Genomic DNA, 19,943 nt, shown 5'->3' on the forward strand with positions numbered 1-19,943 from the left:
CTCATCTCTCCTCATCTCGGACTGCACGGATAAACGTGCGGATTTTTTCTGTATCTTTCCGTTGCGCTGTCTCTACTCCACTTGATACATCTACCATAAAGGGTTGAACGATATGAATGGCTTCATTTATATTATGTTCAGTCAGTCCACCAGCCAAAATCACTTTGTCAGGTGAGATGTTCGCCTTTGCGAGCATCGACCAATCAAATGAATGGCCTGATCCTCCACGAAACTCAACGCCAGGTGCATCAAATAAAAAATAACCCACTTCATATTGTAAAGCCTGTTGCACATCTTCTTTCGTTTTTATCGACAATGCTTTTATAGTAGGGATGGACAGACGGCGAACATAATCAGGATCTTCATCACCATGCAGTTGAACCACATCAAGAGGCACTTCTCTTGCGATTCGTTCCACTTCTTCCAACGCCTCATTTACGAACACACCAATCTTCAACACATCACTCGGAACTGCTGTTGCAAGTTCTCTAGCTTGATCAACGGTGACTTGTCGACGACTTTTGGCGAATACAAATCCGATTGCGTCAGCACCTGATTCCACTGCTGTTTTTACATGTTCCAGTTCCATCAATCCGCAAATTTTTACTTTTGTCATCATCGTTCCCTACGTTTCACGTGAAACGAACGCAACGTTTCGTCAATATGTGCACTGCGCATTAATGTTTCTCCAACCAACACGGCATGGGCACCAACTTGAGCGATCGTAGAAGCATCTGTGGCATGTCGAATTCCACTTTCACTTATCAACACCCGTTGTTCATTGAAAGGGAAGCGTGCAGCAATTTCTGCCGTGTTTCCTAAATCGACTTCGAAGGTTTTTAAATTACGATTATTGACGCCGATGAGTTTTGCATCTATTAATAAAGCTCTTTGCAATTCTTCAACGTCGTGAACTTCGACCAAAATTTCTAAATCTAAGGTAGTGGCATAATCAAATAAGTCCTGAAGAATATCTTGTTCAAGTGCTGCCACAATTAACAAAATAATAGAAGCGCCTGCACGTTTTGCCTGTTCAATTTGCAAACGATGTATGATGAAATCTTTGCACAACACAGGGAGACCAACTGCGGATGAAACTGCTTGTAAATCATCCATCGAGCCTTTGAAAAATTGTTGATCAGTCAACACGGAAATTGCCGCAGCTCCCGCATGTTCATAAGCAAGTGCCTGTTGCACGGGATCCACATTGCCTTCAATTAATCCTTTAGAAGGGGATGCACGTTTAATTTCAGAAATCACCTGTAAATGTTGTGTGTTATATAAAGTCTCAAATAAAGAAGGCTTGGCAGTAGGTGTTTTAGGTAAGGTAAAAGGAACTTGTTGTTCCAGTAATTCTGCCACTTCTAGTTGCTTCACTTTTAATATCTTCTCTAAAATGGTCATGCGTTCACCTCCAAGTGATTTCGATTTTGGCTATATACGACAACTGATTTCATAATACTCAGTGCTCGTCCGGTTTGAATGCTTTTGCGAGCTTGGTGAACGCCATCTTGAATGGTCGACGAGACGCCTGCTGCAAATAAACCGATTCCCGCATTGAGCAACACTGTATCTAAATAGGGCGAAGATTCTCCGCGTAATACGCTTTTTAAAATGGCTGCATTTTCTTTTGCGTCTCCACCGCGAATGGCTTCTAATGGCGCATATGACAAGCCAACTTCTTGAGCATTTAACGTAAATGGAATAGTTTTACCTTCGTTCATCAATACAAGGTGGTTATCCCCTGCTAGAGATGCTTCATCCATGCCACCTGCGCCGGTTAGTACAATGGCGCGTTTTCGACCTATACGATGAAGTACATCCGCTAAATCCATTAGTTTATCTTGGCGATACACACCAACTAACTGAGACGATAAAGAAACAGGATTGGTTAATGGTCCAATCATATTGAAAATGGTTGGTGTGCCTAAAGATTTCCGGATGACTTGAATGCGTTTCATTTTTGGGTGAACATGTGGTGCGAATAAAAAGGCGATATTCGTTAACTCTAGTAGCTCATCTACTTCATGAGGTTGGAAATCCAAAGCGATGCCGAGTTCTTCTAATACATCAGCACTCCCTGTGCGGCTCGAGATACTGCGGTTTCCGTGTTTAGCTATTTTTAATCCGGCTCCTGCCAATACAAAAGAACACGTCGTGCTAATATTAAAACTTTGCGAACCATCGCCTCCAGTACCACAATTATCAAAGACGACTGAGGAGGAAACAGGAATTTGGGTAGCATTTTCTCTTAATACTTCTACTAGTGCAGCGATTTCTTCTGTTGTTTCACCTTTTATCGATAATGCCGTTAAAAAATTAGCGATGTCTACGCCGGCAATTTGTTCTGAAAACATGGCATTCGTTGCTTCTCTCATCTCATGGTACGTCAGTGAATGACCTGCACGTACACTCTCAGTAAATCTTCTCATCTTAATCTCTCCTCATTGGAAATCTTCTCAGCTAAGCTATATCTGTTAAAAACGCTTGTAGTATTTTTTCACCATCACGAGTCCCTATGGATTCTGGATGGAACTGTAATCCGTAAAGCGGAAATTCCACATGTTGGATCGCCATGATGCTTTGGTCATCCATGGCAACAGCGGTCGTCTTAAAACAAGTGGGTAAATCTTCTAACACGAGCGAATGGTAACGCATGACGGGTAAAGGTTGTGGTAAATATGCGAACATGCCTGCATGCGAATGTCGAACTGCGGATACTTTTCCGTGCATGACGTGTGTGGCTCGTTTTATTTTTCCGCCAAATGCTACACCGAGCAGTTGATGTCCTAAACAAACACCCAGCATCGGAATCGTTTGATAAAATTCTTGGATAATCGATAAAGAATGTAATTTATCATTTGGCGATCCAGGTCCAGGGGATAGGACGATAGCTTTTGGCTTCATTTGATGGATTTCTTCTATAGATATCTCATCATAACGAACCACGTGTACTTCTTCTCCTAGCATCGATAGGCTTTGAAACAAGTTATACGTAAACGAGTCATAGTGATCAAGTAGTAAAATCATGACAACACCTCAAGTAATGATTTCGCTTTGTGAAGTGTTTCTTCAAATTCAGCTTGTGGATTAGAGTCGTAGACAATTCCGGCACCTGCTTGGACGTATGCGGTATTGTTTTTCACGACTAATGTTCGAATCGCTAATGCAATATCGATATTGCCATTAAATCCGATATAGCCGACAGCGCCTGCATAAACCCCGCGCTTCACATTCTCCATATCTTGAATGACTTGCATCGCGCGAATTTTAGGAGCACCTGATACCGTGCCAGCTGGTAAGCAAGCAACGAGGGCATCAAGGGGGTGTTGGTCATCCCTTAAAGTACCGGCCACTTCAGAAACGATGTGCATGACATGTTGGTATTTTTCAATGTCCATGTATTTGGTTAAATGGATGCTGCCAACTTCACTGATTCGCCCTAAATCATTTCGACCTAAATCGACTAACATGCGGTGTTCAGCGAGTTCTTTCGGATCCGCGAGAAGTTCTTTTTCAAGCAACGCATCTTCTTCTGTTGTCTTGCCTCGACGTCTAGTACCTGCAATTGGATTCGTCGTCACATGTTTTCCTTGTATGCTCATCAAACTTTCTGGAGAGGCACCAAGTACCACGTGTTCGTCAAAATCGACATAAAACATATAAGGAGAAGGATTTTCTTTTCTCAGTTTTCGATATAACGAGAAGGAGTCTCCTGTAAAAGGTGCTTGTAACCGTTGAGATAATACAACTTGAAAAATCTCTCCTGCGCTTATCAGTTCTTTCGCTCGCAAAACGTTATCTATAAACGTTTGCTTGGTCACATTGGATGAGAAGGGAAGTGCGGAATGGGTAGTAATTTCCTCACTTTCTTTCACTGCTAATTGGCACTTTACTTCTTCAATCTCGCTTGGATTAAATCCCGTATGCAAAATCGTTACGTCCTGTTTTAAATGATCATAGACAATGACGGTTTCATAAACGAGTAAGTGAATGTCTGGCATATCTCGATCATCAGGGAGGGCGGGACCAATGTCTTCATATTGCGAAATAACGTCATAGCCGATATAGCCAACTGCACCCCCGTTGAAAGGAAATTCACTGTGCTCCTCTATTACGGGTAGTAACGTTTTTAACAATTCAAGTGGTTTCCCACTATGGGTTATCACTTCACCAGTCAATAAGAACGTTTCAATTAACTCATGAGCGGAACCTTTAAATTCTTTAATGGGGTCTGCCCCGATAAAAGAATACCGACCAGAAGCTTCATGTTTTAAAGAACTTTCAAGCAAAAACTTGCGCTTTCCTTGCAAGCGTTTGTAAATCGCTATGGGTGATAGCGTGTCACCATTTATCGTCATTCGTGCTGTTTGTATAGGTTGGGTATTCATATTATTCTCTCCTCTGCTCGGCTCGTGTACATCCGGGAAAACAAAAAAGTCCCCTGCACATGAACAGAAAAGTTCATGTGCAGAGGACGGAAGGACCGCGGTGCCACCTCAAATTAAAAACCAAAATTGGCTTTCACTTTAGGACCTGTAACGTAGATCACACGTCTTCCCATACTGACATTCTGGGAAACTCTCCAAAGACCATTCACAACAAGTTGTCTATCAGCTTCCACCAACCGCTGACTCTCTATTAAGACCTACTCGTGCTACTATTCTTTGTCATCGATTTGTCTCAGCTAAACTAACTCTCAGCTATGTTCTAAATTGTACTGGCGATGTCGCTCCCGACACCTTCTGCCAAAATTCCGAATCAAAAAGTTGTTCCTATCGTAGTATGCATAGAAACATATGTCAACAGATAAGATGTTGGATTTGAAAAATAATCAGAAAAATGAGCGAATGAACTTAAACTACAGTTGAATGGTCTGAAAACAAGCATGACTGGCCGAAAACACCATTTGAATGGTCGAAAACGAGGCGCGAGGGGTCGAAAACAAAACATAAGTGAATATAAAACCCGATGTAGTGATGCAAAAGCGTTTCACCATATTTCGGTAAATAAAGTATAAGAGAAAATAAATTTGAAATATTCAATAAATATTGGTACTTTAATAATAACAATCAGCTATACGGCATATTAATTAAGTGATATATCAAGGTATGAGGAGGTCAGCAAGAATATGAAATTTTTTATCTCGGTCGACATGGAAGGGATCACAGGTTTACCGGATCACACTTTCGTAGATTCACAGAAACACAACTATGAACGTGCCCGTCGTATCATGACCAATGAAGCAAATGCGATTATAGAAGGCTTACTGAATAAAGGGTCTACCGAGATAGTGGTGAACGATAGCCATTCAAAAATGAATAACTTGCTAATAGAAGATTTAAATCCAGAAGCTTTATTGATTACAGGTGGGGTGAAACCATATTCGATGGTACAGTCACTGGATGAAACATATGCTGGAGCGATTTTTGTAGGTTATCATTCGCGTGCTGGACAACCTGGAGTCATGAGTCACAGTATGATTTTTGGCGTGCGCAATATGTACATTAATGAAGTTGAAATTGGGGAACTTGGGTTTAACGCATATGTCGCGGGCCATTATGGTGTTCCTGTATTACTAGTTGCGGGTGACGACGGTGCGTGTCGTGAAGCAGAAGCTCTTATCCCAAATGTCACGACAGTCGCGGTCAAACAATCGATTACACGGCAAGCTGTAAAAACGATGCATCCTAAAAAATCACATGCACTTTTAACCGAACAAATTGAAAAAGCCGTCGACAATCGACATTTGGTAAAACCATTTGTGCCACCAAAAAACCCAACATTACGAATTGAATTTGTAAACTACGGACAAGCAGAGTGGGCAGCCCTTATGCCTGGCTGTGAAATTGAACCGGGCTCAACAATCGTAAAATTTGAAGCCAAAGATATTTTGGAAGCGTACCGTGCGATGTTAGTGCAAGTGGAATTAGCGAGCCAAACAACGTTTTGCTAATGTGGAAATTTAACACAGCACACTTCTATCCTTAATAAAGTTATACTTATAGATATATAACTTGTATGTATGACAGAAGAGAGGAGCAACACCCATGCGCACTAGACCATTACGATTACAAAAAGGGGATACGATTGGGATTATTGCCCCATCAAGCCCACCTAACATAGAGAACTTAAACCGCTCACTCGCATTTTTAGAACAATTAGGATTGAACGTTAAAATGGGGCAACATGTAGAAAAAATTAATGGCTATTTAGCAGGTACAGATGATGAACGCTTAGAGGATCTACACGATATGCTGTCAGATCCAAACGTCAAAGGTATTATTTGTGCAGGAGGAGGATTCGGAGCAGCCCGCTATGCGGACCGCATCGATTTTCAGTTAATGACCGAGCAACCTAAAATTCTGTGGGGCTACAGTGATATTACCTATTTACACACAACAATTGGCCAATTCGCGAATGTTGTCACATTCCACGGACCCATGCTTGCATCGGATGTCGGAAAAGATACATTCCAGGATTTATCGGCACGCATGTTTGGACAATTATTCGAACCAATTGAACTCCATTATACAGAAGATATTTCACCATTAACGACCATATGTGGTGGCGTTGCACAAGGGGAATTGGTTGGAGGAAATTTGTCGTTGCTTGTCAGTGCGCTTGGCTCTAAATATGAAATTGATACACGTGGACAGCTGCTTTTAATAGAAGATGTAAATGAAGAACCATATAAGGTAGACAGCATGTTAAACCAATTACGATTAGCAGGAAAACTACAGGATGCGGTAGGATTCGTAGTTGGTGATTTTTCACGTGCAGAGCCTAAACAACGAAAAACGACATTAACACTTGAAGAAGTGTTGAACCACTATCTAGGGGATTTAGGAAAGCCAGTAGTATCAGGATTTAAAATTGGTCACTGTGAACCACATTTTGCAGTGCCACTAGGTGTGGAAGCACGATTAGATGGCGATGCAAAAACATTGACCATTTTACCAGGCGTTAAATAAACGGGAGGTAATCCATCATGATCATACATTCAATCGAAACCTTTTCGGTTGCGGTACCGCTCACAAAACCGTTTAAAACTGCGCTTCGTACCGTCACGATTGCCGAATCTATTTTTGTGAAAATCACCACGGAAGATGGCTTTGATGGGTGGGGAGAAGCTCCGCCCACTCATGTCATTACAGGTGATTCGCTTGGGAGTATTCAATTTGCAATTGATCAAGTGATAGGGCCTCACTTATTAGGTCTTGATTTACACCATTCGGAGCGGGTATTCCAAAAGTTGCATCGTTCCATGGTCGGAAATTCAAGTGCAAAAGCGGCACTTGATATGGCCATTCATGATCTACTCGGCCAACTTGCAGGACTTCCTCTTGTGACACTTCTTGGAGGTTATCGTGATACACTAGAGACCGATTTTACGGTCAGTGTTAATGATGCAGAAGAAATGGCTGAAGACGCAGCACGTTATGTAGGTAAAGGCTTTAACGTCTTGAAAATTAAAGTAGGTATTGATGATATTGAAAAAGACGTTGAACGAATTCGTGCAATCCGACAAAAAATTGGCAACGAACCAAAACTTCGACTCGATGCGAACCAAGGTTGGGAAGCAAAAGAAGCGGTTCGAGCGATTGGTCAGATGGAAGACGCAGGTCTTGACATAGAACTTATCGAACAGCCAGTAAAAGCGTATGATATTGAAGGATTACAATATGTAACGATGCATACACATACGCCAATCATGGCGGATGAAAGTATTTTCACACCAAAAGATGCAGTACGTGTCTTGCAATTGCGAGCAGCTGATTTAATCAATATTAAACTCATGAAAGCTGGAGGCATTTATCAAGCGTTGAAAATTAATGCATTAGCTGAAAGCTATGGTGTTGAATGCATGACAGGTAGCATGATTGAAACAAAACTCGGCATTTCAGCAGCTGCTCATTTCGCAGCAAGCCAACCGAATGTCACGCGCTTTGATTTTGATGCACCGTTAATGTTGGCTGAAGATATTGTAGAAGGCGGTATTACTTACGAAGGTAGACATATTCGGTTTTCTAAATTACCTGGGCTCGGATTACATAGTGAATTAATGACTAAACGATTCTTTCGAAAAGGATAAGGAGAGGTAACATGTTATTTCAATCAGCAACAAAATGGGTATGTTCAGTTTCCGTAGCAACTGTTTGGACATCTCCTGAATCGGCACGTCAGAAAGATACACCAAGTTTAGAAAATCCAGTCCGCATTCCTAAATGGTTAGAAGAATTAACGTATAAGGATTTGCTGGATCTGTGTGAGGGAAATCGCATTCAAACACAATTGTTATATGGCGAGCCTGTAATAGTCGAAGAAATCGTCGGAGACTGGGCAAGAGTAATTTGTCCGTGGCAACCGTCTAAAAAAGATGAGCGTGGCTATCCAGGATGGGTACCACTCGTTCAATTAAAAGAAATGGAACGTATTTCAGATTTCGGTTTTGCGAAAGTCCGTCTCCCTAAAGCTCAGCTGTGGACGAAGGATAGAAAGCCGTTACTTGTCGTTACATTTAATACGATACTCCCTGTTATCGATAACAACGCTCAGTTTACATTAGTTCATACCCCGCATGGAGAAGCGCTAATTTTAAGTGAAGAGGTTGAACATTCTCCAGGTATTGAATCATTTGTTGAACGTTCAGGAGCTGACATCGTTTCATGTGCTACTAAATTCATTGAGAAACCATACATTTGGGGCGGCATGTCTGCATATGGCTATGATTGTTCGGGTCTTAGCTACAACATGTTTAAAGGGCATGGATATTTCCTTCCAAGGGATGCTGACGATCAAGCAACAAATGGCAAAGAAGTTACGATAGCAGACGTACGTCAGTGGGAAATTGGCGATTTATTATTTTTCGCAAATATAGGATCTACCAAAGTTCGCCACGTCGGTATTTATTACGGCAATGGACAAATGATTCATTCTCCATCGACAGGACATTGTGTAGAAATTATCGAACTAGCTGATACGAAATATGAAAAGGAATTGTGTGGGGTAAGACGCTACGCAGGGTTAGAAGAAGTATCCTGATTAGTGATTTGTAGCTGGTTATAGGAATTTTTATTGCCAAATAAATCATAAATAGTCGGTTGAAAGCCAGTCCTAGCGTATAGGACTGGCTTGTTTATTTCATCTAATACAATTATTAAGTTTATGTATGGAACTTTTCATTGATGGTCAGGTTTTGTATGATGGACCTATGCATCAAAGAAGGAGAGAACATCATGACCCAACTAATTCCAATGAAGCAATCCCGTACGATTCAAACACATTTAGTGTTACCCCCCGACATTAATACGATGGAAACCATTTTCGGAGGGAAAGTGTTATCTTATATTGACGAAATCGCTGCAATTACAGCTATGAAGCATTGCAAAAATACAGTCGTTACCGCATCTATCGATTCCGTCGATTTTTTATCATCCGCTCGTGTAGGTGATTGCCTAGAATTAGAATCAGTCGTCAGTTCGACAGGTCGAACGTCAATGGAAATCTATGTACGCGTGCATTCAACGAACTTATTGACAGGTGAAACGAAGTTAACAACAGAATCCTTCCTAACATTTGTCGCAATTGATGCAGCAGGGAAGCCAACTCCGGTTCCAGGGATTATCGCTGAAACGGAAGAAGAAATTCGACTTTACGAATCAGGGCCAGCACGTCGAGAACATCGTAAACAACGCAATCTAATGAAACATTGATGGGAAGCGGGGTGGTCAATCCACTCGCTTCTTTTTTGTATGATAAGATTTGTAAGAAATACATCTTCGAACTTGGGGATTGGTTTATCGTCCATTCATAGCGGCTTATTGTCCATTCAATTTGGTTTATCGTCCACTCATAACGGTTTATTGTCCATTCAACTTGAGTTTCCGTCCACTCGAGTTATGTTATCGTCCATTCGCTTGGAGATGTACACCATTCTTCCGGAGAAAGACACCAGTTTCTCATTTCTAGAGTCTAGCTGGAATGCGCTTTTCTTTGTAAGAAATGGTATAAGTTATAGTCAAGTAAAGATGTGCTTTAGTATCCTTATTGAACTCGCGCAGTGCCTGTAGCTTCTTCCGTATGCGACATATCTCCAATCATGGTAAGTTCACTTCGATCAGTATCAATTTCTAGCATGGTTAAGCTCGTACCGTGTATGAATGGCGGATCCCATAGCGAATCCAACTGTGCACCACTAAAATGGTTGATTAAACATTTTTTAACGACACCATGCGTGACAATTAGTACATGTCCATTTGGATGTGCAGCGGCGATGTCTTCAACAGCACCTAATATACGCTCTTTCAACATGTGGAAGCTTTCACCAGAAATCGGTTCAAACTGGCTTGGATGTTCGTAGTATGTTTTCAATTGGTCCGCAAAATCTTTCTCTATGTCAGTTGACAGCATACCTTGCCACTCACCGACATTAATTTCACGTAAGTCTTCTTTTTGAATGAGTGGAGTAGTACGTTCACCGATTATAAGTTGCGCAGTATGAATCGTGCGTCCGCTCGTACTACTGTATACAGCGTCTAGTGGAACATCTTGAAGACGTTTGCCTAATTGTTTTGCTGCTTCCGCTCCAGTTACAGTTAAGGGGGAGTCAGCCCAACCCTGCATACGAGATTGTATATTCCATTCAGTTTGACCATGTCGTGTAATATATAAAGTAAGCATCCAATTCCTCATTTCATTTTAGTAGAAGTCTTTTCTCTTATTTTACCAAAACGGAAACTTTTTAATAGCTTTTGCGTACTACATATAAAGGAGCGAAATCAACATGTTAACATTTATAGACAAATACCAAAGCATCATTCTTAGTGTAATCTTAGTTTTCTATATTGGTAATTCAATCTACATAGGTTCTTCCAACTTGTCATTCATCTTGTTCTTATTGGTCATCCTGATGCAAGTCATTCGTTTAAGAAAACATATTAAAAAATTATCATTCCTGCAGTTTGCGGCCATTTTTGCAACGATGGTAGCGTTTTTAGCTGGACTTGTCTCTATTTTTATAGGCTTAAACTACTTGATTAGTAATGGAATCATGTCTTTCCCAGACTGGATGATTATGGTTATTCAAATTGCATTTATCATTGTGTTTATGTTAAGTCTCACAACAATCGTTCGGAGTATGTATGAGCGTTTTACACATTCGAAAGCATAACAAAAGGATGCCTCTTCTATAGACGGCATCCTTTTTCGTATTATTTATTAATTAAGCTCAGTTAAACAATTCTATTAGTACATTTTCGCTAGTTGCACGTTCTTTATGAGCCATCAAGTTTGAAAACCACTTACTTGTTGGTCTCATTTCTTCACGCTCTTTGCGGCTTGCTAGGCGCAACAGTACTGTGTCGAATGTAATTTCATTATCTACTATAGTTTTTTAAAATAGCCGCCTCGTGATAAATAGTGTAAGGGAATCGGCTCAACTCCTGCGGAATAACGGGCTGGCAAGACCCCGCAGCGAGGCACGAGTGAGGAGGCTTGCCTGTTCGTCCGCGGAAAGGGAGCCGATTCCCTCCTTTTTATAAAAAGATAAAAACTGTACTCCCTCGTATGTAATTCAATATCATCAGCATTCTTTAACATAGTCATTAATTAAGTGGCTATTTAACATCGGTGGCTAGCATTCCGTATAAATGCATGTCATGACGTTTGCTATCACGCTGTAAGAATTCACGATATGTACCTTCATGTTTAAATCCAAGAGATTCATAGAGCGTAATAGCGCCTTGGTTATAGCTGAAGACAGTTAGAGACAAGCGATGTAAATTTAGTTCGTTAAAGGCGTAATTCACTAATAATGTCATGGCGTCCTTGCCAAATCCTTTGCCTTGAAATTTTGGACCAAGAGCAATCGAAGTCCAAGCCACACGATGCGGCCATTCAATTTCTTCAATGGCACATACGCCTAAAAAATCTTCGGAATTGAGTGGGCGAATCGCAAACCGGTAACTACGGTCTGAATGATCATCAATTAATTGGGTCGCATTTTTCTCGGATTCTTCGCGAATAGGAGATGAACTATAAAAACGGCCAAATGATTCGACACTTGTCCACTGACGATATGTTGGAAGGTCTTCTTTTCTGATAGCTGTTAAACGAATTTTTGACCCTTTAAACATAATCAATCCCCTTGTCATAAGTTTTTCTTATCGTAACTCATTATATCATCGTCATGTTCTTATTTCGAGACGCGAAGTATAATAACAACAACAAGAAAGACAGGTGACGACAATGGATTATTTACTACTGTATCTAATTGGTGTAACGGCAACGACAATCGGTACGTTGGCAGGAGGAGGAGGCCTCATTAGTTTGCCAACGATGTTGCTTCTAGGCATGCCTATTCATTCGGCCATTGGCGCAAATAAAGTATCCAACACAGTAAGTTCTTTCTCCAGTTTCTTTACGTTGTATAAGCGTAAACAAATTACATTGAAGGATTCTCTTTGGTTAATCCCAATCAGTCTAGGTGGAGGACTCATGGGAGGTTTTATTGCTTCTCAGTTATCGGCAAGTAATCTGTACGTATTGGCAATTTTCCTTCTAGCGTTTGCTTTTCTCACATCTTTTATTGGTAAAGGCAATTTCACAGGCGAAGAACCTTTGAAATTGACGCGTGTTAGCGGGCCAGGTCTTTTTGGAATAGGTATATATGATGGTCTGTTTGGACCTGGCCAAGGAACGTTGATGCTTTATTTGTTTAGTTACTTGAATATTGCCTATGTAAAATCAGTAGGATTAGTAAGGCTAGCCACTTTCTCAAGTTGCTTTGGGGCAGCGATTAGTTATATTTCGTCTGGAGTTATTATATGGCCATTGACGCTGGCCTTAATGGCGGGATCGATTACGGGGGCTCAATTAGGTGTACGTATTGCAGAGAAAATAAAACCACAGTACGTGAAACCAATTTTACGGATAGTCACGGCTTTGCTCATTTTACAATTAGTCATTGAAAACATCCTATAGGTATGTATTGAAAACTCTCGCACAAACCGACATACTAGTGCCAAGGGGGCGTTGATATGAACAAACAACAAGACAAGCAAGAGGATTGGCTAACAAATTTAGATCCACAAAGTGAAATTGAAAGCTCACAAATTCACTATTCAGAAGAAAAGTTTTGGAATAAACTTCTGAAATATAGCAAAAAAGCAGGAGAGACTACAGTCTATACAAGTTTGTTGCTTTATTTCACAGCTAAAAACCCTGCGGTGCCAAAATCGGCAAAACTAACGATTATGGGTGCATTAGGATATTTAATTTTCCCGGCTGACGTCATACCGGATTTCATTCCAGTCATTGGTTTAGCTGATGATGCAAGTGTGATTGCATTTGCTTTGTATCAAGTAATTTCACATATCGATGAGCCAACTAGACAACGCGCACAAGAAAAAATGAAATCATGGTTCGGTGATTCAGGGCAATCAAATAAAATAGATGAACAAATTTTCGACGAAAAATAAAAAGAGCGAGCCGCTAACGGTTCGCTCTTTTATAATTCATCAAACATATGTCCGAATTCATTTAACAAGGCATGGCCAGATGAGTTACTGCCTTCCGTTAAGCCAACGAATAGACCTACTTGTCCTTTATAAACAAAAAATCCAACATCATGTTCAACATTCTCTAACTCACCCGACTTATTGAAAAATACAAAATGCTCATTTTTAACACCAGCAGGAACTTTATTTTGAAATTGTTGTTTTTCCAAGACATGTAGCATGTCACGAAAAACAGGAGAACTAACCATGGCACGTAAGCAAGCAACCACATCACGACCACAGATATAATTATCTCGTCCTTCCAAAATCGCATGATGATCACGCATTTCACGGCCGAGTACAGATTTCGTCATACCTAAATGCTGCAAATAACTGTTTATGCGCTTTAATCCATACCGCTTTATTAAGAGATTAGTCGCGGTATTATCTGAGACTACAATCATTAATGCATGTAAATCACGAACTGAAAACGATCTTGACTGTGTCACAAGGGTTTGCAAAACGCCAGAACCATCAACAATGTCTTCAGGTGAAACCTCTACGAGTTCCTCTAAATCTTTTGCATGATGGAACCCGTAAAGGAAAATAGGTAACTTTATGATGCTTGCGGACCTGAAAACTTCATCAATATTAGTAGAATAACGTACCGCTCCAACTGGATACTCCATATGTAACGCATATTTCCCGGGAAATTTTGTTGTGACCATATATCCACATCCTTTTCCCTATTTTATCCCAAATGTTTTTTCAAATAAATCCTTCCAACGAAATAAATTTGACCATGACACATCTGCAATTCTCTTATTCTTTTTTAATGAGTAAAAGATTTATGGAAATATGAAACTAAGCCACATAACTTTCGTATATAGATAAGGCACTTAAGATTTAGTTTTTGGAAAAAGAACTTTTAAGTAGTATTTTCGTCTAATGTAGTAGAAGAATCATGTCGTTATTTAAGGAAGGTGATAAGAGTGGAACAACAACCAATCGTTGAATTAAAGGGTTTGTCAAAAACCATCGGGAAAAAGAAAATTATTGATAACTTGAATTTGCAATTATACCCTGGTCAAATCACAGGTTTCTTAGGGCCAAATGGAGCGGGTAAAACGACGACCATTCGAATGATGGCAGGATTAATGAAGCCTTCAAGTGGAGAAGTAATTGTTGAAGGTCAGACCGTGACTGATCATTTTGAAGAAACGATGAGTAAAGTAGGCGTAATTGTTGAAAATCCTGAAATGTACAAATACATGTCCGGATGGAAGAATTTATTGCACTTTGCACGAATGAACAAAACGATAACTAAAGAGCGGATTACAGAAGTAGTGGAACAAGTGGGCATGCAAAATCGTATTCATGAAAAAGTGTCTTCTTATTCATTAGGCATGCGCCAGCGTCTTGGTTTGGCACAAGCACTACTACACCGTCCGAAGTTCTTAATTCTAGATGAACCGACAAATGGCTTGGACCCTGCAGGAATTCGTGAATTCCGTACATATTTACGAAAAATCGCAGAAGAGGATGGAGTATCGGTATTTGTATCAAGTCATATGCTCTCTGAAATTGAACTTATGTGTGACCGAATTGCCGTGATTCAAAACGGTCAACTCATCGACATTCGAGAAATGAACCAAAAAGAACAAGCTCATTATTACATTGAAGCTCATCCAGTTGAACAAACACAGGAACTGTTAATAGCTCACAATTTAGAACTTGAAGTTAGCGGTACAGGTTTTATTGCCAAAGTAGAACAAGAACAAATTCCATCAATCGTTAAAGCATTGATAGATGCAAATCTTCAAGTATTCGCAGTGCAACCATTCCGCAAAACACTGGAAGACCAATTCTTAGAAATGACCGGAGGTGGCCAAATTGCTGAATCTCATAAGAAATGAATGGATGAAATTATGGCAAAAGAAAGCCACTTGGATAATAGTAGTAATGCTAGTAGCAATATTAATCGGGGTTGGGGGTATTATGAAGTGGGTTCAATCCACTAACGAACAACCACAGAATCAGCCTTCATGGGAAGAAAGTCAAGCTGAAAATCAAGCGTTTTTAACAGCCCAACTTGCCGATCCAAACATAGATGCTACGTCAAAAAAACAATTTGAAAAAGAACTAGCTATTTCCGAATATCGTTTAGATAAAAACTTGGAACCAATGGATCCTAATGGTCGAGAACAATCTGTGCTCGATTCACATGTCATGTTGTCATTGGTAATCTTGTTTTCTGTAATTGTAGCTGCAAGTATTGTAGCGTCTGAGTTTTCGCAAGGTACCATCAAAATGTTATTAAGTCGACCTGTGAAACGGTGGAAAATCTTAACCTCTAAATACTTAATAACCTTGTTATTTGCGTTTGTGTTAACGGTTATTGCATTTGTTACAACTATGATTGCGAGTTATTTATTCTATGATTCAAGTGGTGGTGCAATTTTAGACTATCGGAACGGATCAGTAGTAGAAGTATCGTATTGGGGACGTGTCCTCGTGCTATATGCTTTACAATTCGTAGGTGTAATTATATATACAACGTTCGCCTTCATGATTGGTAGCGTATTCCGTTCAAGTTCTTTAGCAATCGGATTATCGATATTCCTATTATTCGTGGGACCAAATATCGTATTTTTCCTTAGTAATTATGAAATCGTGAAATATATCATATTTACCCATACTGATTTAACAGGTTATATCACAGGTAATTTATTTGTCCCAGGCATGACTTGGACTTTATCACTTGTGGTCTTAACCGTTTATATGTTGTTATTCTTAGTCATCAGCTTCTGGTCATTTACGAAGCGAGATGTCACAGCCTAATCTCAATTGAGTCGTTCCTTTCACAGGAGCGACTCTTTTATCTATAAAAGAGTATTGAATCATTGAAAGAACTAAAGAAATTTCGTAAGATGGAAAACAGTGTGTAGGGGAGGAGGAGTTCGCTTGAAACGGCTAGGAACATGGTTAAATATTACGTTATGGCTCGTCATCGGCGGACTTTTCTTCGTGTGGGTTCATAATGAACTAGAATTTCGAGAAGAGCTGAAGGAGCGTTCTTTACCAGAAGGGCTTCATCCTATTGTTGGAGAAAAAAGTAAGCAATTACTTGATCAAGCAGAGGAATTAGGTATACCCATTATGATAAGTGACGGATTCCGATCAGTAGAATCTCAAGACGTATTATACGACAAAGGACGCTCTATGGAAGGAAGCATCGTCACGTATGCCCGTGGTGGTGAAAGTTATCATAACTATGGACTTGCCATTGATTTTGCTTTGGAAAACGAGGACGGCTCGATTAGTTACGACATGCAGCGGGACTTAAATAGTAACGGGGAAGCCGACTGGCTCGAAGTTGCTCGACTCGGTAAAGAACTAGGCTTCGGCTGGGGCGGGGATTGGCCTGGTTTTAAAGACTATCCTCATTTAGAATATACTTTCGGCTTATCAATAAGAGAGTTGCAAAATGGATGGCGACCAGAAGATAAAATCAGTGACAAATAGAATAGTGCATAATAAAAAAGGGTGCCTCGGCAACCTTTTTTATTGGAGATTTTTAGAGTGGTGCCAAACACTATTTTTCAAACACACTTAAATCTACTCGCCCATCCTCTAAAAACACGACGTCTTCACTTTTAAGGAGCATGCGTTGTAATTCACGTGATTCATCATCGGGAACTGCGATTTCCCCGCGAACGTTGACTACTCGATGCCAAGGCAAGGCGTGTTTCTCGCTCATTGTATGTAAAATCCGTACTACTTGTCTTGCCGCACGTGGACTGCCTGCCATGCGTGCGACTTGTCCATAAGTGACGACGTAGCCTTCAGGTATTTCTTTTAAGACACGTACCACTTCTGCCGTAAATGGTTGCATATCATTCACTCCCTACTCTCCCCATTGTAATCAAAGCGTGTTCCCCATGTCGACTGTGTATGATATATTACGTGTAACTAAATATTTTGACTAAAGAGGTGAATGGACATGTTTGATTGCCGTGATGAAGTGTGGGCTTTGACGAAGCAGTTAGTAAGAATAGAAAGTATTGTCAATGAGGGCGGAGAAAAGGTGATGTCGCAGTCGCTTCATACGTTGATTTACTCGTATCCATATTTCCAACAACATATTGAACACATAATTTATCAACAGACGGAAAACGATGAGCAAGAGCGTTACAACGTCATTGCGTTTATTAAGGGAACGAAAAATCCTTCCAACAAAACGGTTATATTAATGGGACATATTGATACAGTTGGCATCGACGATTTTAGTTTAAAAGAGCAAGCACTGGATCCAGACGCATTAGCACAAGCTCTACACCAAGAAGAATTGCCTGAAGCAGTGAAAAATCATCTCTTATCAGGTGAGTTTGAGTTTGGGAGAGGTGTGCTTGACATGAAGTCAGGCGTAGCTAGTCATTTATACTTGTTAAAGTATTATTCCGAGCATCCTGAAGAGCTTGAAGGCAATTTAATGATGGTCTTTGAGTGTGATGAAGAAGACGGTTCACACGGAATTATATCAGCACTATCGGAATTAAAACGTCTTCGTGAACTTCATGGATTCGATTATATAGCCGCGATTAATGCGGATTTTGTGTCTCCTCGTTACAATGGAGATCCAAATCGCTATATTTACAAAGGAACAGTTGGGAAGTTGTTGCCATCATTCTTCATTACGGGGTCTGAAACGCACGTAGGATCTTGCTTTGAAGGAATAGACCCTAATTTTATCGCCGCTCATTTAACACGTCAAATCAGTTATAATCCGGCTCTTTGCAATGAAGCATTTGGTGAAACGACCGTGCCGCCTGTGTCATTAAAACAAATGGACTTGAAACCTACATATACCGTGCAGACAGCGCTTTCTGCCTATGTTTATTTCAATTTCTTTATTCATTCATGGTCACCAAAAGAAGTGCTCGAGCTCTTGAAAGTAGAAGCTGAAACGGCATTTGCCACGGCATTATCGGAGTTCAAGCAACATTATGCGACATATAGCAAAGTAAGCGGGGAACCAATGAATGACATTCTGTGGGAGCCTCGTGTCATGACTTACGAGGACATGGATTCTATATTACAAAACGAACATGGTGAAGCCTATACGCTGCATATGGATGCTTTCAAAGAACAATTATTGCAGCAAACGGACCTCGATACACGGATGTTCGCAGCTCGTGTGGTCGAAGAAGCATGGAAATGGATGCCTAATAAAAATCCAGCCATCATTATGTTCTACTCATCACTCTATTCACCACGAATTGAAGTGACTGGTAAAAATGACAAAGAACAGAACTTACTAGAAGCATTAGATAGTGCACTGGAAATCGTTCAACCGACCTACCCGCATCCAATCGTCACAAAAAACTTTTTCCCTTACATCTCGGATATGAGCTTTGTCGCATTAAGTGACGACGAAGCAGGCATTTCTGCCGTTTCAACAAATAACCCAGGTTGGGGAACGAAACATTACGTCGACTATGAAGCCATCCGTGCCATAAATGTTCCGGTCATCAACATCGGACCTTACGGATACGACGCACACAAACAATATGAACGAATGGAACGTAACTTCACGCTCAACATTGTGCCAAACTTAACGAATGAAGTAGTAAAAAATCTAATCGGCTCGAGATAATTTACTTTCTCGACAGGAGGAATAGTAGGATGAATTATCGAATGTCCAAGAATATTGGCTTTCAAGTAGAAAATGTAGAGAAGGCGAAACTCTTTTATGAGAGAGTTATGGGTTTGAAAGAGGCTGCTCAAAGTGATGTAGACGAAATGGAATTTCAAACGAATCACAATGCCATTTTTCTAATTCCAGGCAATAAAAATCTAGGTCTGTCATGGAACTAATCGTCGATAATTTAGATGAGGCAAAGGTACATTTAGTGGATAATGGCTGTGAAATTGTTCGCTAGGAAGGTAAAGGAAAAGATTGTTATGTGCGTGATCCGTTTGGCATGGTTTTTAATGTGTGGCAAGAGAATTAAAAGATTTATTATAGGGGTTGGCATTATGCACTCTCTACAGATACAATTAGACCATAGGAAGATAACATCAAGACTAATATATTGACTAAAAGGAGACTAACTTATATGGAAATCGTAAGTCATTTGGTTCACAAAATAAACGATCCTACTGGTATCATCGTTGGAGATCGTTATGAATTTTTACTAGATATTAAAGTCGAAGAAGACGATGAGCTATATACAGAAGGTGGATTAGAGCTTCGCGTGATTTTTGCTTCCGATGAAAACTCAGAGCGCGTTGTTCAATATCACTTTACTGAAAAAGCATCAAGAGACGCACTTGACTTTGCTCTTGAAGAAGACGAAGAAGCTGAAATTCTAGAGTACTGCAAAAAAAACTTAGCATAATGGAAACTCCTTTTTCAAAGCCATCTTCTTCACAATGAAGAGA

At 40.3% G+C, this 19,943-nt stretch carries 23 protein-coding genes and 1 other annotated feature; of the genes, 14 read left to right on the top strand and 9 right to left on the bottom strand.

What is annotated here, in order from left to right:
- Position 1 precedes the first annotated feature (1 nt).
- The 5 genes from ACFPYN_RS14515 to trpE are packed head-to-tail and all read right to left on the bottom strand — an operon-like array spanning position 2 to position 4,391.
- Complete coding sequence (locus ACFPYN_RS14515; RefSeq protein WP_377735171.1) at positions 2-616, bottom strand: phosphoribosylanthranilate isomerase; 615 nt, start codon at positions 614-616, stop codon at positions 2-4.
- Positions 616-1,404 carry an indole-3-glycerol phosphate synthase TrpC gene (gene trpC, locus ACFPYN_RS14520; protein ID WP_377735173.1) on the bottom strand — a complete coding sequence of 263 codons (789 nt, stop codon included), beginning with the start codon at positions 1,402-1,404 and terminating at the stop codon, positions 616-618. The genes ACFPYN_RS14515 and trpC overlap by 1 nt, the downstream gene beginning before the upstream one ends.
- Complete coding sequence (gene trpD / locus ACFPYN_RS14525; protein ID WP_377735174.1) at positions 1,401-2,432, bottom strand: anthranilate phosphoribosyltransferase; 1,032 nt, start codon at positions 2,430-2,432, stop codon at positions 1,401-1,403. The genes trpC and trpD overlap by 4 nt, the downstream gene beginning before the upstream one ends.
- 31 nt (positions 2,433-2,463) lie before the next feature.
- A complete protein-coding gene (locus ACFPYN_RS14530) occupies positions 2,464-3,030 on the bottom strand; it encodes an anthranilate synthase component II (protein ID WP_377735175.1) in 567 nt (188 codons plus the stop codon).
- Complete coding sequence (gene trpE, locus ACFPYN_RS14535; protein WP_377735176.1) at positions 3,027-4,391, bottom strand: anthranilate synthase component I; 1,365 nt, start codon at positions 4,389-4,391, stop codon at positions 3,027-3,029. Before trpE ends, ACFPYN_RS14530 begins: the two co-directional genes overlap by 4 nt.
- A gap of 79 nt (positions 4,392-4,470) precedes the next feature.
- Positions 4,471-4,683: a binding site (T-box leader), on the bottom strand.
- Between the two features lie 448 nt (positions 4,684-5,131).
- Between trpE and ACFPYN_RS14540 the strand changes: the two genes are divergently transcribed.
- The 5 genes from ACFPYN_RS14540 (at position 5,132) to ACFPYN_RS14560 (ending at position 9,716) form a co-directional block, all read left to right on the top strand.
- Entirely contained in the window at positions 5,132-5,956 is an 825-nt protein-coding gene (locus ACFPYN_RS14540) for a M55 family metallopeptidase (RefSeq protein WP_377735177.1), read from the top strand.
- 94 nt (positions 5,957-6,050) lie between these two features.
- Positions 6,051-6,974: a S66 peptidase family protein gene (locus tag ACFPYN_RS14545; protein ID WP_377735178.1), complete on the top strand. Its 924-nt coding sequence runs from the start codon at positions 6,051-6,053 to the stop codon at positions 6,972-6,974.
- A gap of 17 nt (positions 6,975-6,991) precedes the next feature.
- Positions 6,992-8,095, top strand: a complete 1,104-nt coding sequence (locus ACFPYN_RS14550; RefSeq protein WP_377735180.1) for a mandelate racemase/muconate lactonizing enzyme family protein — start codon at positions 6,992-6,994, stop codon at positions 8,093-8,095.
- A gap of 11 nt (positions 8,096-8,106) precedes the next feature.
- Positions 8,107-9,045 carry a C40 family peptidase gene (locus ACFPYN_RS14555; RefSeq protein WP_377735181.1) on the top strand — a complete coding sequence of 313 codons (939 nt, stop codon included), beginning with the start codon at positions 8,107-8,109 and terminating at the stop codon, positions 9,043-9,045.
- Between the two features lie 194 nt (positions 9,046-9,239).
- On the top strand, positions 9,240-9,716 hold the full coding sequence (locus tag ACFPYN_RS14560) for an acyl-CoA thioesterase (protein WP_377735183.1): 477 nt from the start codon (positions 9,240-9,242) through the stop codon (positions 9,714-9,716).
- Between the two features lie 331 nt (positions 9,717-10,047).
- Here ACFPYN_RS14560 and ACFPYN_RS14565 read toward each other — a convergent pair whose 3' ends face one another.
- The gene (locus tag ACFPYN_RS14565; RefSeq protein ID WP_377735184.1) at positions 10,048-10,683 is read right to left on the bottom strand and encodes a histidine phosphatase family protein; all 636 of its coding nucleotides are present in this window, start codon (positions 10,681-10,683) and stop codon (positions 10,048-10,050) included.
- 103 nt (positions 10,684-10,786) lie between these two features.
- Here ACFPYN_RS14565 and ACFPYN_RS14570 point away from each other — a divergent pair, with 103 nt between their 5' ends.
- Positions 10,787-11,173: a hypothetical protein gene (locus ACFPYN_RS14570; protein ID WP_377735185.1), complete on the top strand. Its 387-nt coding sequence runs from the start codon at positions 10,787-10,789 to the stop codon at positions 11,171-11,173.
- A gap of 445 nt (positions 11,174-11,618) precedes the next feature.
- On the opposite strand, the gene ACFPYN_RS14575 is transcribed toward ACFPYN_RS14570, so the two are convergent.
- Positions 11,619-12,137: a GNAT family N-acetyltransferase gene (locus ACFPYN_RS14575; RefSeq protein WP_377735186.1), complete on the bottom strand. Its 519-nt coding sequence runs from the start codon at positions 12,135-12,137 to the stop codon at positions 11,619-11,621.
- Positions 12,138-12,249: 112 nt separating this feature from the next.
- Between ACFPYN_RS14575 and ACFPYN_RS14580 the strand changes: the two genes are divergently transcribed.
- Positions 12,250-12,984, top strand: coding sequence for a sulfite exporter TauE/SafE family protein (locus ACFPYN_RS14580; protein ID WP_377735187.1), 735 nt, complete (start codon positions 12,250-12,252; stop codon positions 12,982-12,984).
- 56 nt (positions 12,985-13,040) lie between these two features.
- Positions 13,041-13,481: a YkvA family protein gene (locus ACFPYN_RS14585; RefSeq protein WP_377735188.1), complete on the top strand. Its 441-nt coding sequence runs from the start codon at positions 13,041-13,043 to the stop codon at positions 13,479-13,481.
- Positions 13,482-13,510: 29 nt separating this feature from the next.
- Here ACFPYN_RS14585 and ACFPYN_RS14590 read toward each other — a convergent pair whose 3' ends face one another.
- Positions 13,511-14,227 (bottom strand): serine hydrolase, encoded by a 717-nt coding sequence (locus tag ACFPYN_RS14590; RefSeq protein ID WP_377735189.1) that lies wholly within the window; start codon positions 14,225-14,227, stop codon positions 13,511-13,513.
- Positions 14,228-14,491: 264 nt separating this feature from the next.
- Between ACFPYN_RS14590 and ACFPYN_RS14595 the strand changes: the two genes are divergently transcribed.
- From ACFPYN_RS14595 to ACFPYN_RS14605, 3 genes are all read left to right on the top strand, one after another.
- Positions 14,492-15,415, top strand: a complete 924-nt coding sequence (locus tag ACFPYN_RS14595) for an ABC transporter ATP-binding protein (RefSeq protein WP_377735190.1) — start codon at positions 14,492-14,494, stop codon at positions 15,413-15,415.
- The gene (locus ACFPYN_RS14600) at positions 15,384-16,340 is read left to right on the top strand and encodes an ABC transporter permease subunit (RefSeq protein ID WP_377735191.1); all 957 of its coding nucleotides are present in this window, start codon (positions 15,384-15,386) and stop codon (positions 16,338-16,340) included. Before ACFPYN_RS14595 ends, ACFPYN_RS14600 begins: the two co-directional genes overlap by 32 nt.
- A gap of 123 nt (positions 16,341-16,463) precedes the next feature.
- Positions 16,464-17,024, top strand: a complete 561-nt coding sequence (locus ACFPYN_RS14605) for a M15 family metallopeptidase (RefSeq protein ID WP_377735193.1) — start codon at positions 16,464-16,466, stop codon at positions 17,022-17,024.
- A gap of 70 nt (positions 17,025-17,094) precedes the next feature.
- Here ACFPYN_RS14605 and ACFPYN_RS14610 read toward each other — a convergent pair whose 3' ends face one another.
- The gene (locus ACFPYN_RS14610; RefSeq protein WP_377735861.1) at positions 17,095-17,394 is read right to left on the bottom strand and encodes an MGMT family protein; all 300 of its coding nucleotides are present in this window, start codon (positions 17,392-17,394) and stop codon (positions 17,095-17,097) included.
- Positions 17,395-17,502: 108 nt separating this feature from the next.
- Between ACFPYN_RS14610 and ACFPYN_RS14615 the strand changes: the two genes are divergently transcribed.
- The 3 genes from ACFPYN_RS14615 to ACFPYN_RS14625 all read left to right on the top strand — a co-directional run bounded on the left by ACFPYN_RS14615 (position 17,503) and on the right by ACFPYN_RS14625 (position 19,900).
- Positions 17,503-19,155: a M20/M25/M40 family metallo-hydrolase gene (locus tag ACFPYN_RS14615; RefSeq protein ID WP_377735195.1), complete on the top strand. Its 1,653-nt coding sequence runs from the start codon at positions 17,503-17,505 to the stop codon at positions 19,153-19,155.
- A gap of 29 nt (positions 19,156-19,184) precedes the next feature.
- On the top strand, positions 19,185-19,376 hold the full coding sequence (locus tag ACFPYN_RS14620) for a VOC family protein (protein WP_377735196.1): 192 nt from the start codon (positions 19,185-19,187) through the stop codon (positions 19,374-19,376).
- A gap of 242 nt (positions 19,377-19,618) precedes the next feature.
- A complete protein-coding gene (locus ACFPYN_RS14625; RefSeq protein ID WP_377735198.1) occupies positions 19,619-19,900 on the top strand; it encodes a DUF6509 family protein in 282 nt (93 codons plus the stop codon).
- Positions 19,901-19,943 lie beyond the last annotated feature (43 nt).

Origin of the sequence: Paenisporosarcina macmurdoensis (assembly GCF_042658845.1) — a bacterium.
In the GTDB taxonomy this organism is placed as follows: Bacteria; Bacillota; Bacilli; order Bacillales_A; family Planococcaceae; genus Paenisporosarcina; species Paenisporosarcina macmurdoensis.

What these genes read in the sequence shown, in the direction of transcription:
- ACFPYN_RS14515 (WP_377735171.1), bottom strand. Translation starts at nt 616, where the DNA reads ATGACAAAAGTAAAAATTTGCGGATTGATGGAACTGGAACATGTAAAA.
- trpC (WP_377735173.1), bottom strand. Translation starts at nt 1,404, where the DNA reads ATGACCATTTTAGAGAAGATATTAAAAGTGAAGCAACTAGAAGTGGCA.
- trpD (WP_377735174.1), bottom strand. Translation starts at nt 2,432, where the DNA reads ATGAGAAGATTTACTGAGAGTGTACGTGCAGGTCATTCACTGACGTAC.
- ACFPYN_RS14530 (WP_377735175.1), bottom strand. Translation starts at nt 3,030, where the DNA reads ATGATTTTACTACTTGATCACTATGACTCGTTTACGTATAACTTGTTT.
- trpE (WP_377735176.1), bottom strand. Translation starts at nt 4,391, where the DNA reads ATGAATACCCAACCTATACAAACAGCACGAATGACGATAAATGGTGAC.
- ACFPYN_RS14540 (WP_377735177.1), top strand. Translation starts at nt 5,132, where the DNA reads ATGAAATTTTTTATCTCGGTCGACATGGAAGGGATCACAGGTTTACCG.
- ACFPYN_RS14545 (WP_377735178.1), top strand. Translation starts at nt 6,051, where the DNA reads ATGCGCACTAGACCATTACGATTACAAAAAGGGGATACGATTGGGATT.
- ACFPYN_RS14550 (WP_377735180.1), top strand. Translation starts at nt 6,992, where the DNA reads ATGATCATACATTCAATCGAAACCTTTTCGGTTGCGGTACCGCTCACA.
- ACFPYN_RS14555 (WP_377735181.1), top strand. Translation starts at nt 8,107, where the DNA reads ATGTTATTTCAATCAGCAACAAAATGGGTATGTTCAGTTTCCGTAGCA.
- ACFPYN_RS14560 (WP_377735183.1), top strand. Translation starts at nt 9,240, where the DNA reads ATGACCCAACTAATTCCAATGAAGCAATCCCGTACGATTCAAACACAT.
- ACFPYN_RS14565 (WP_377735184.1), bottom strand. Translation starts at nt 10,683, where the DNA reads ATGCTTACTTTATATATTACACGACATGGTCAAACTGAATGGAATATA.
- ACFPYN_RS14570 (WP_377735185.1), top strand. Translation starts at nt 10,787, where the DNA reads ATGTTAACATTTATAGACAAATACCAAAGCATCATTCTTAGTGTAATC.
- ACFPYN_RS14575 (WP_377735186.1), bottom strand. Translation starts at nt 12,137, where the DNA reads ATGTTTAAAGGGTCAAAAATTCGTTTAACAGCTATCAGAAAAGAAGAC.
- ACFPYN_RS14580 (WP_377735187.1), top strand. Translation starts at nt 12,250, where the DNA reads ATGGATTATTTACTACTGTATCTAATTGGTGTAACGGCAACGACAATC.
- ACFPYN_RS14585 (WP_377735188.1), top strand. Translation starts at nt 13,041, where the DNA reads ATGAACAAACAACAAGACAAGCAAGAGGATTGGCTAACAAATTTAGAT.
- ACFPYN_RS14590 (WP_377735189.1), bottom strand. Translation starts at nt 14,227, where the DNA reads ATGGTCACAACAAAATTTCCCGGGAAATATGCGTTACATATGGAGTAT.
- ACFPYN_RS14610 (WP_377735861.1), bottom strand. Translation starts at nt 17,394, where the DNA reads ATGCAACCATTTACGGCAGAAGTGGTACGTGTCTTAAAAGAAATACCT.
- ACFPYN_RS14615 (WP_377735195.1), top strand. Translation starts at nt 17,503, where the DNA reads ATGTTTGATTGCCGTGATGAAGTGTGGGCTTTGACGAAGCAGTTAGTA.
- ACFPYN_RS14620 (WP_377735196.1), top strand. Translation starts at nt 19,185, where the DNA reads ATGAATTATCGAATGTCCAAGAATATTGGCTTTCAAGTAGAAAATGTA.
- ACFPYN_RS14625 (WP_377735198.1), top strand. Translation starts at nt 19,619, where the DNA reads ATGGAAATCGTAAGTCATTTGGTTCACAAAATAAACGATCCTACTGGT.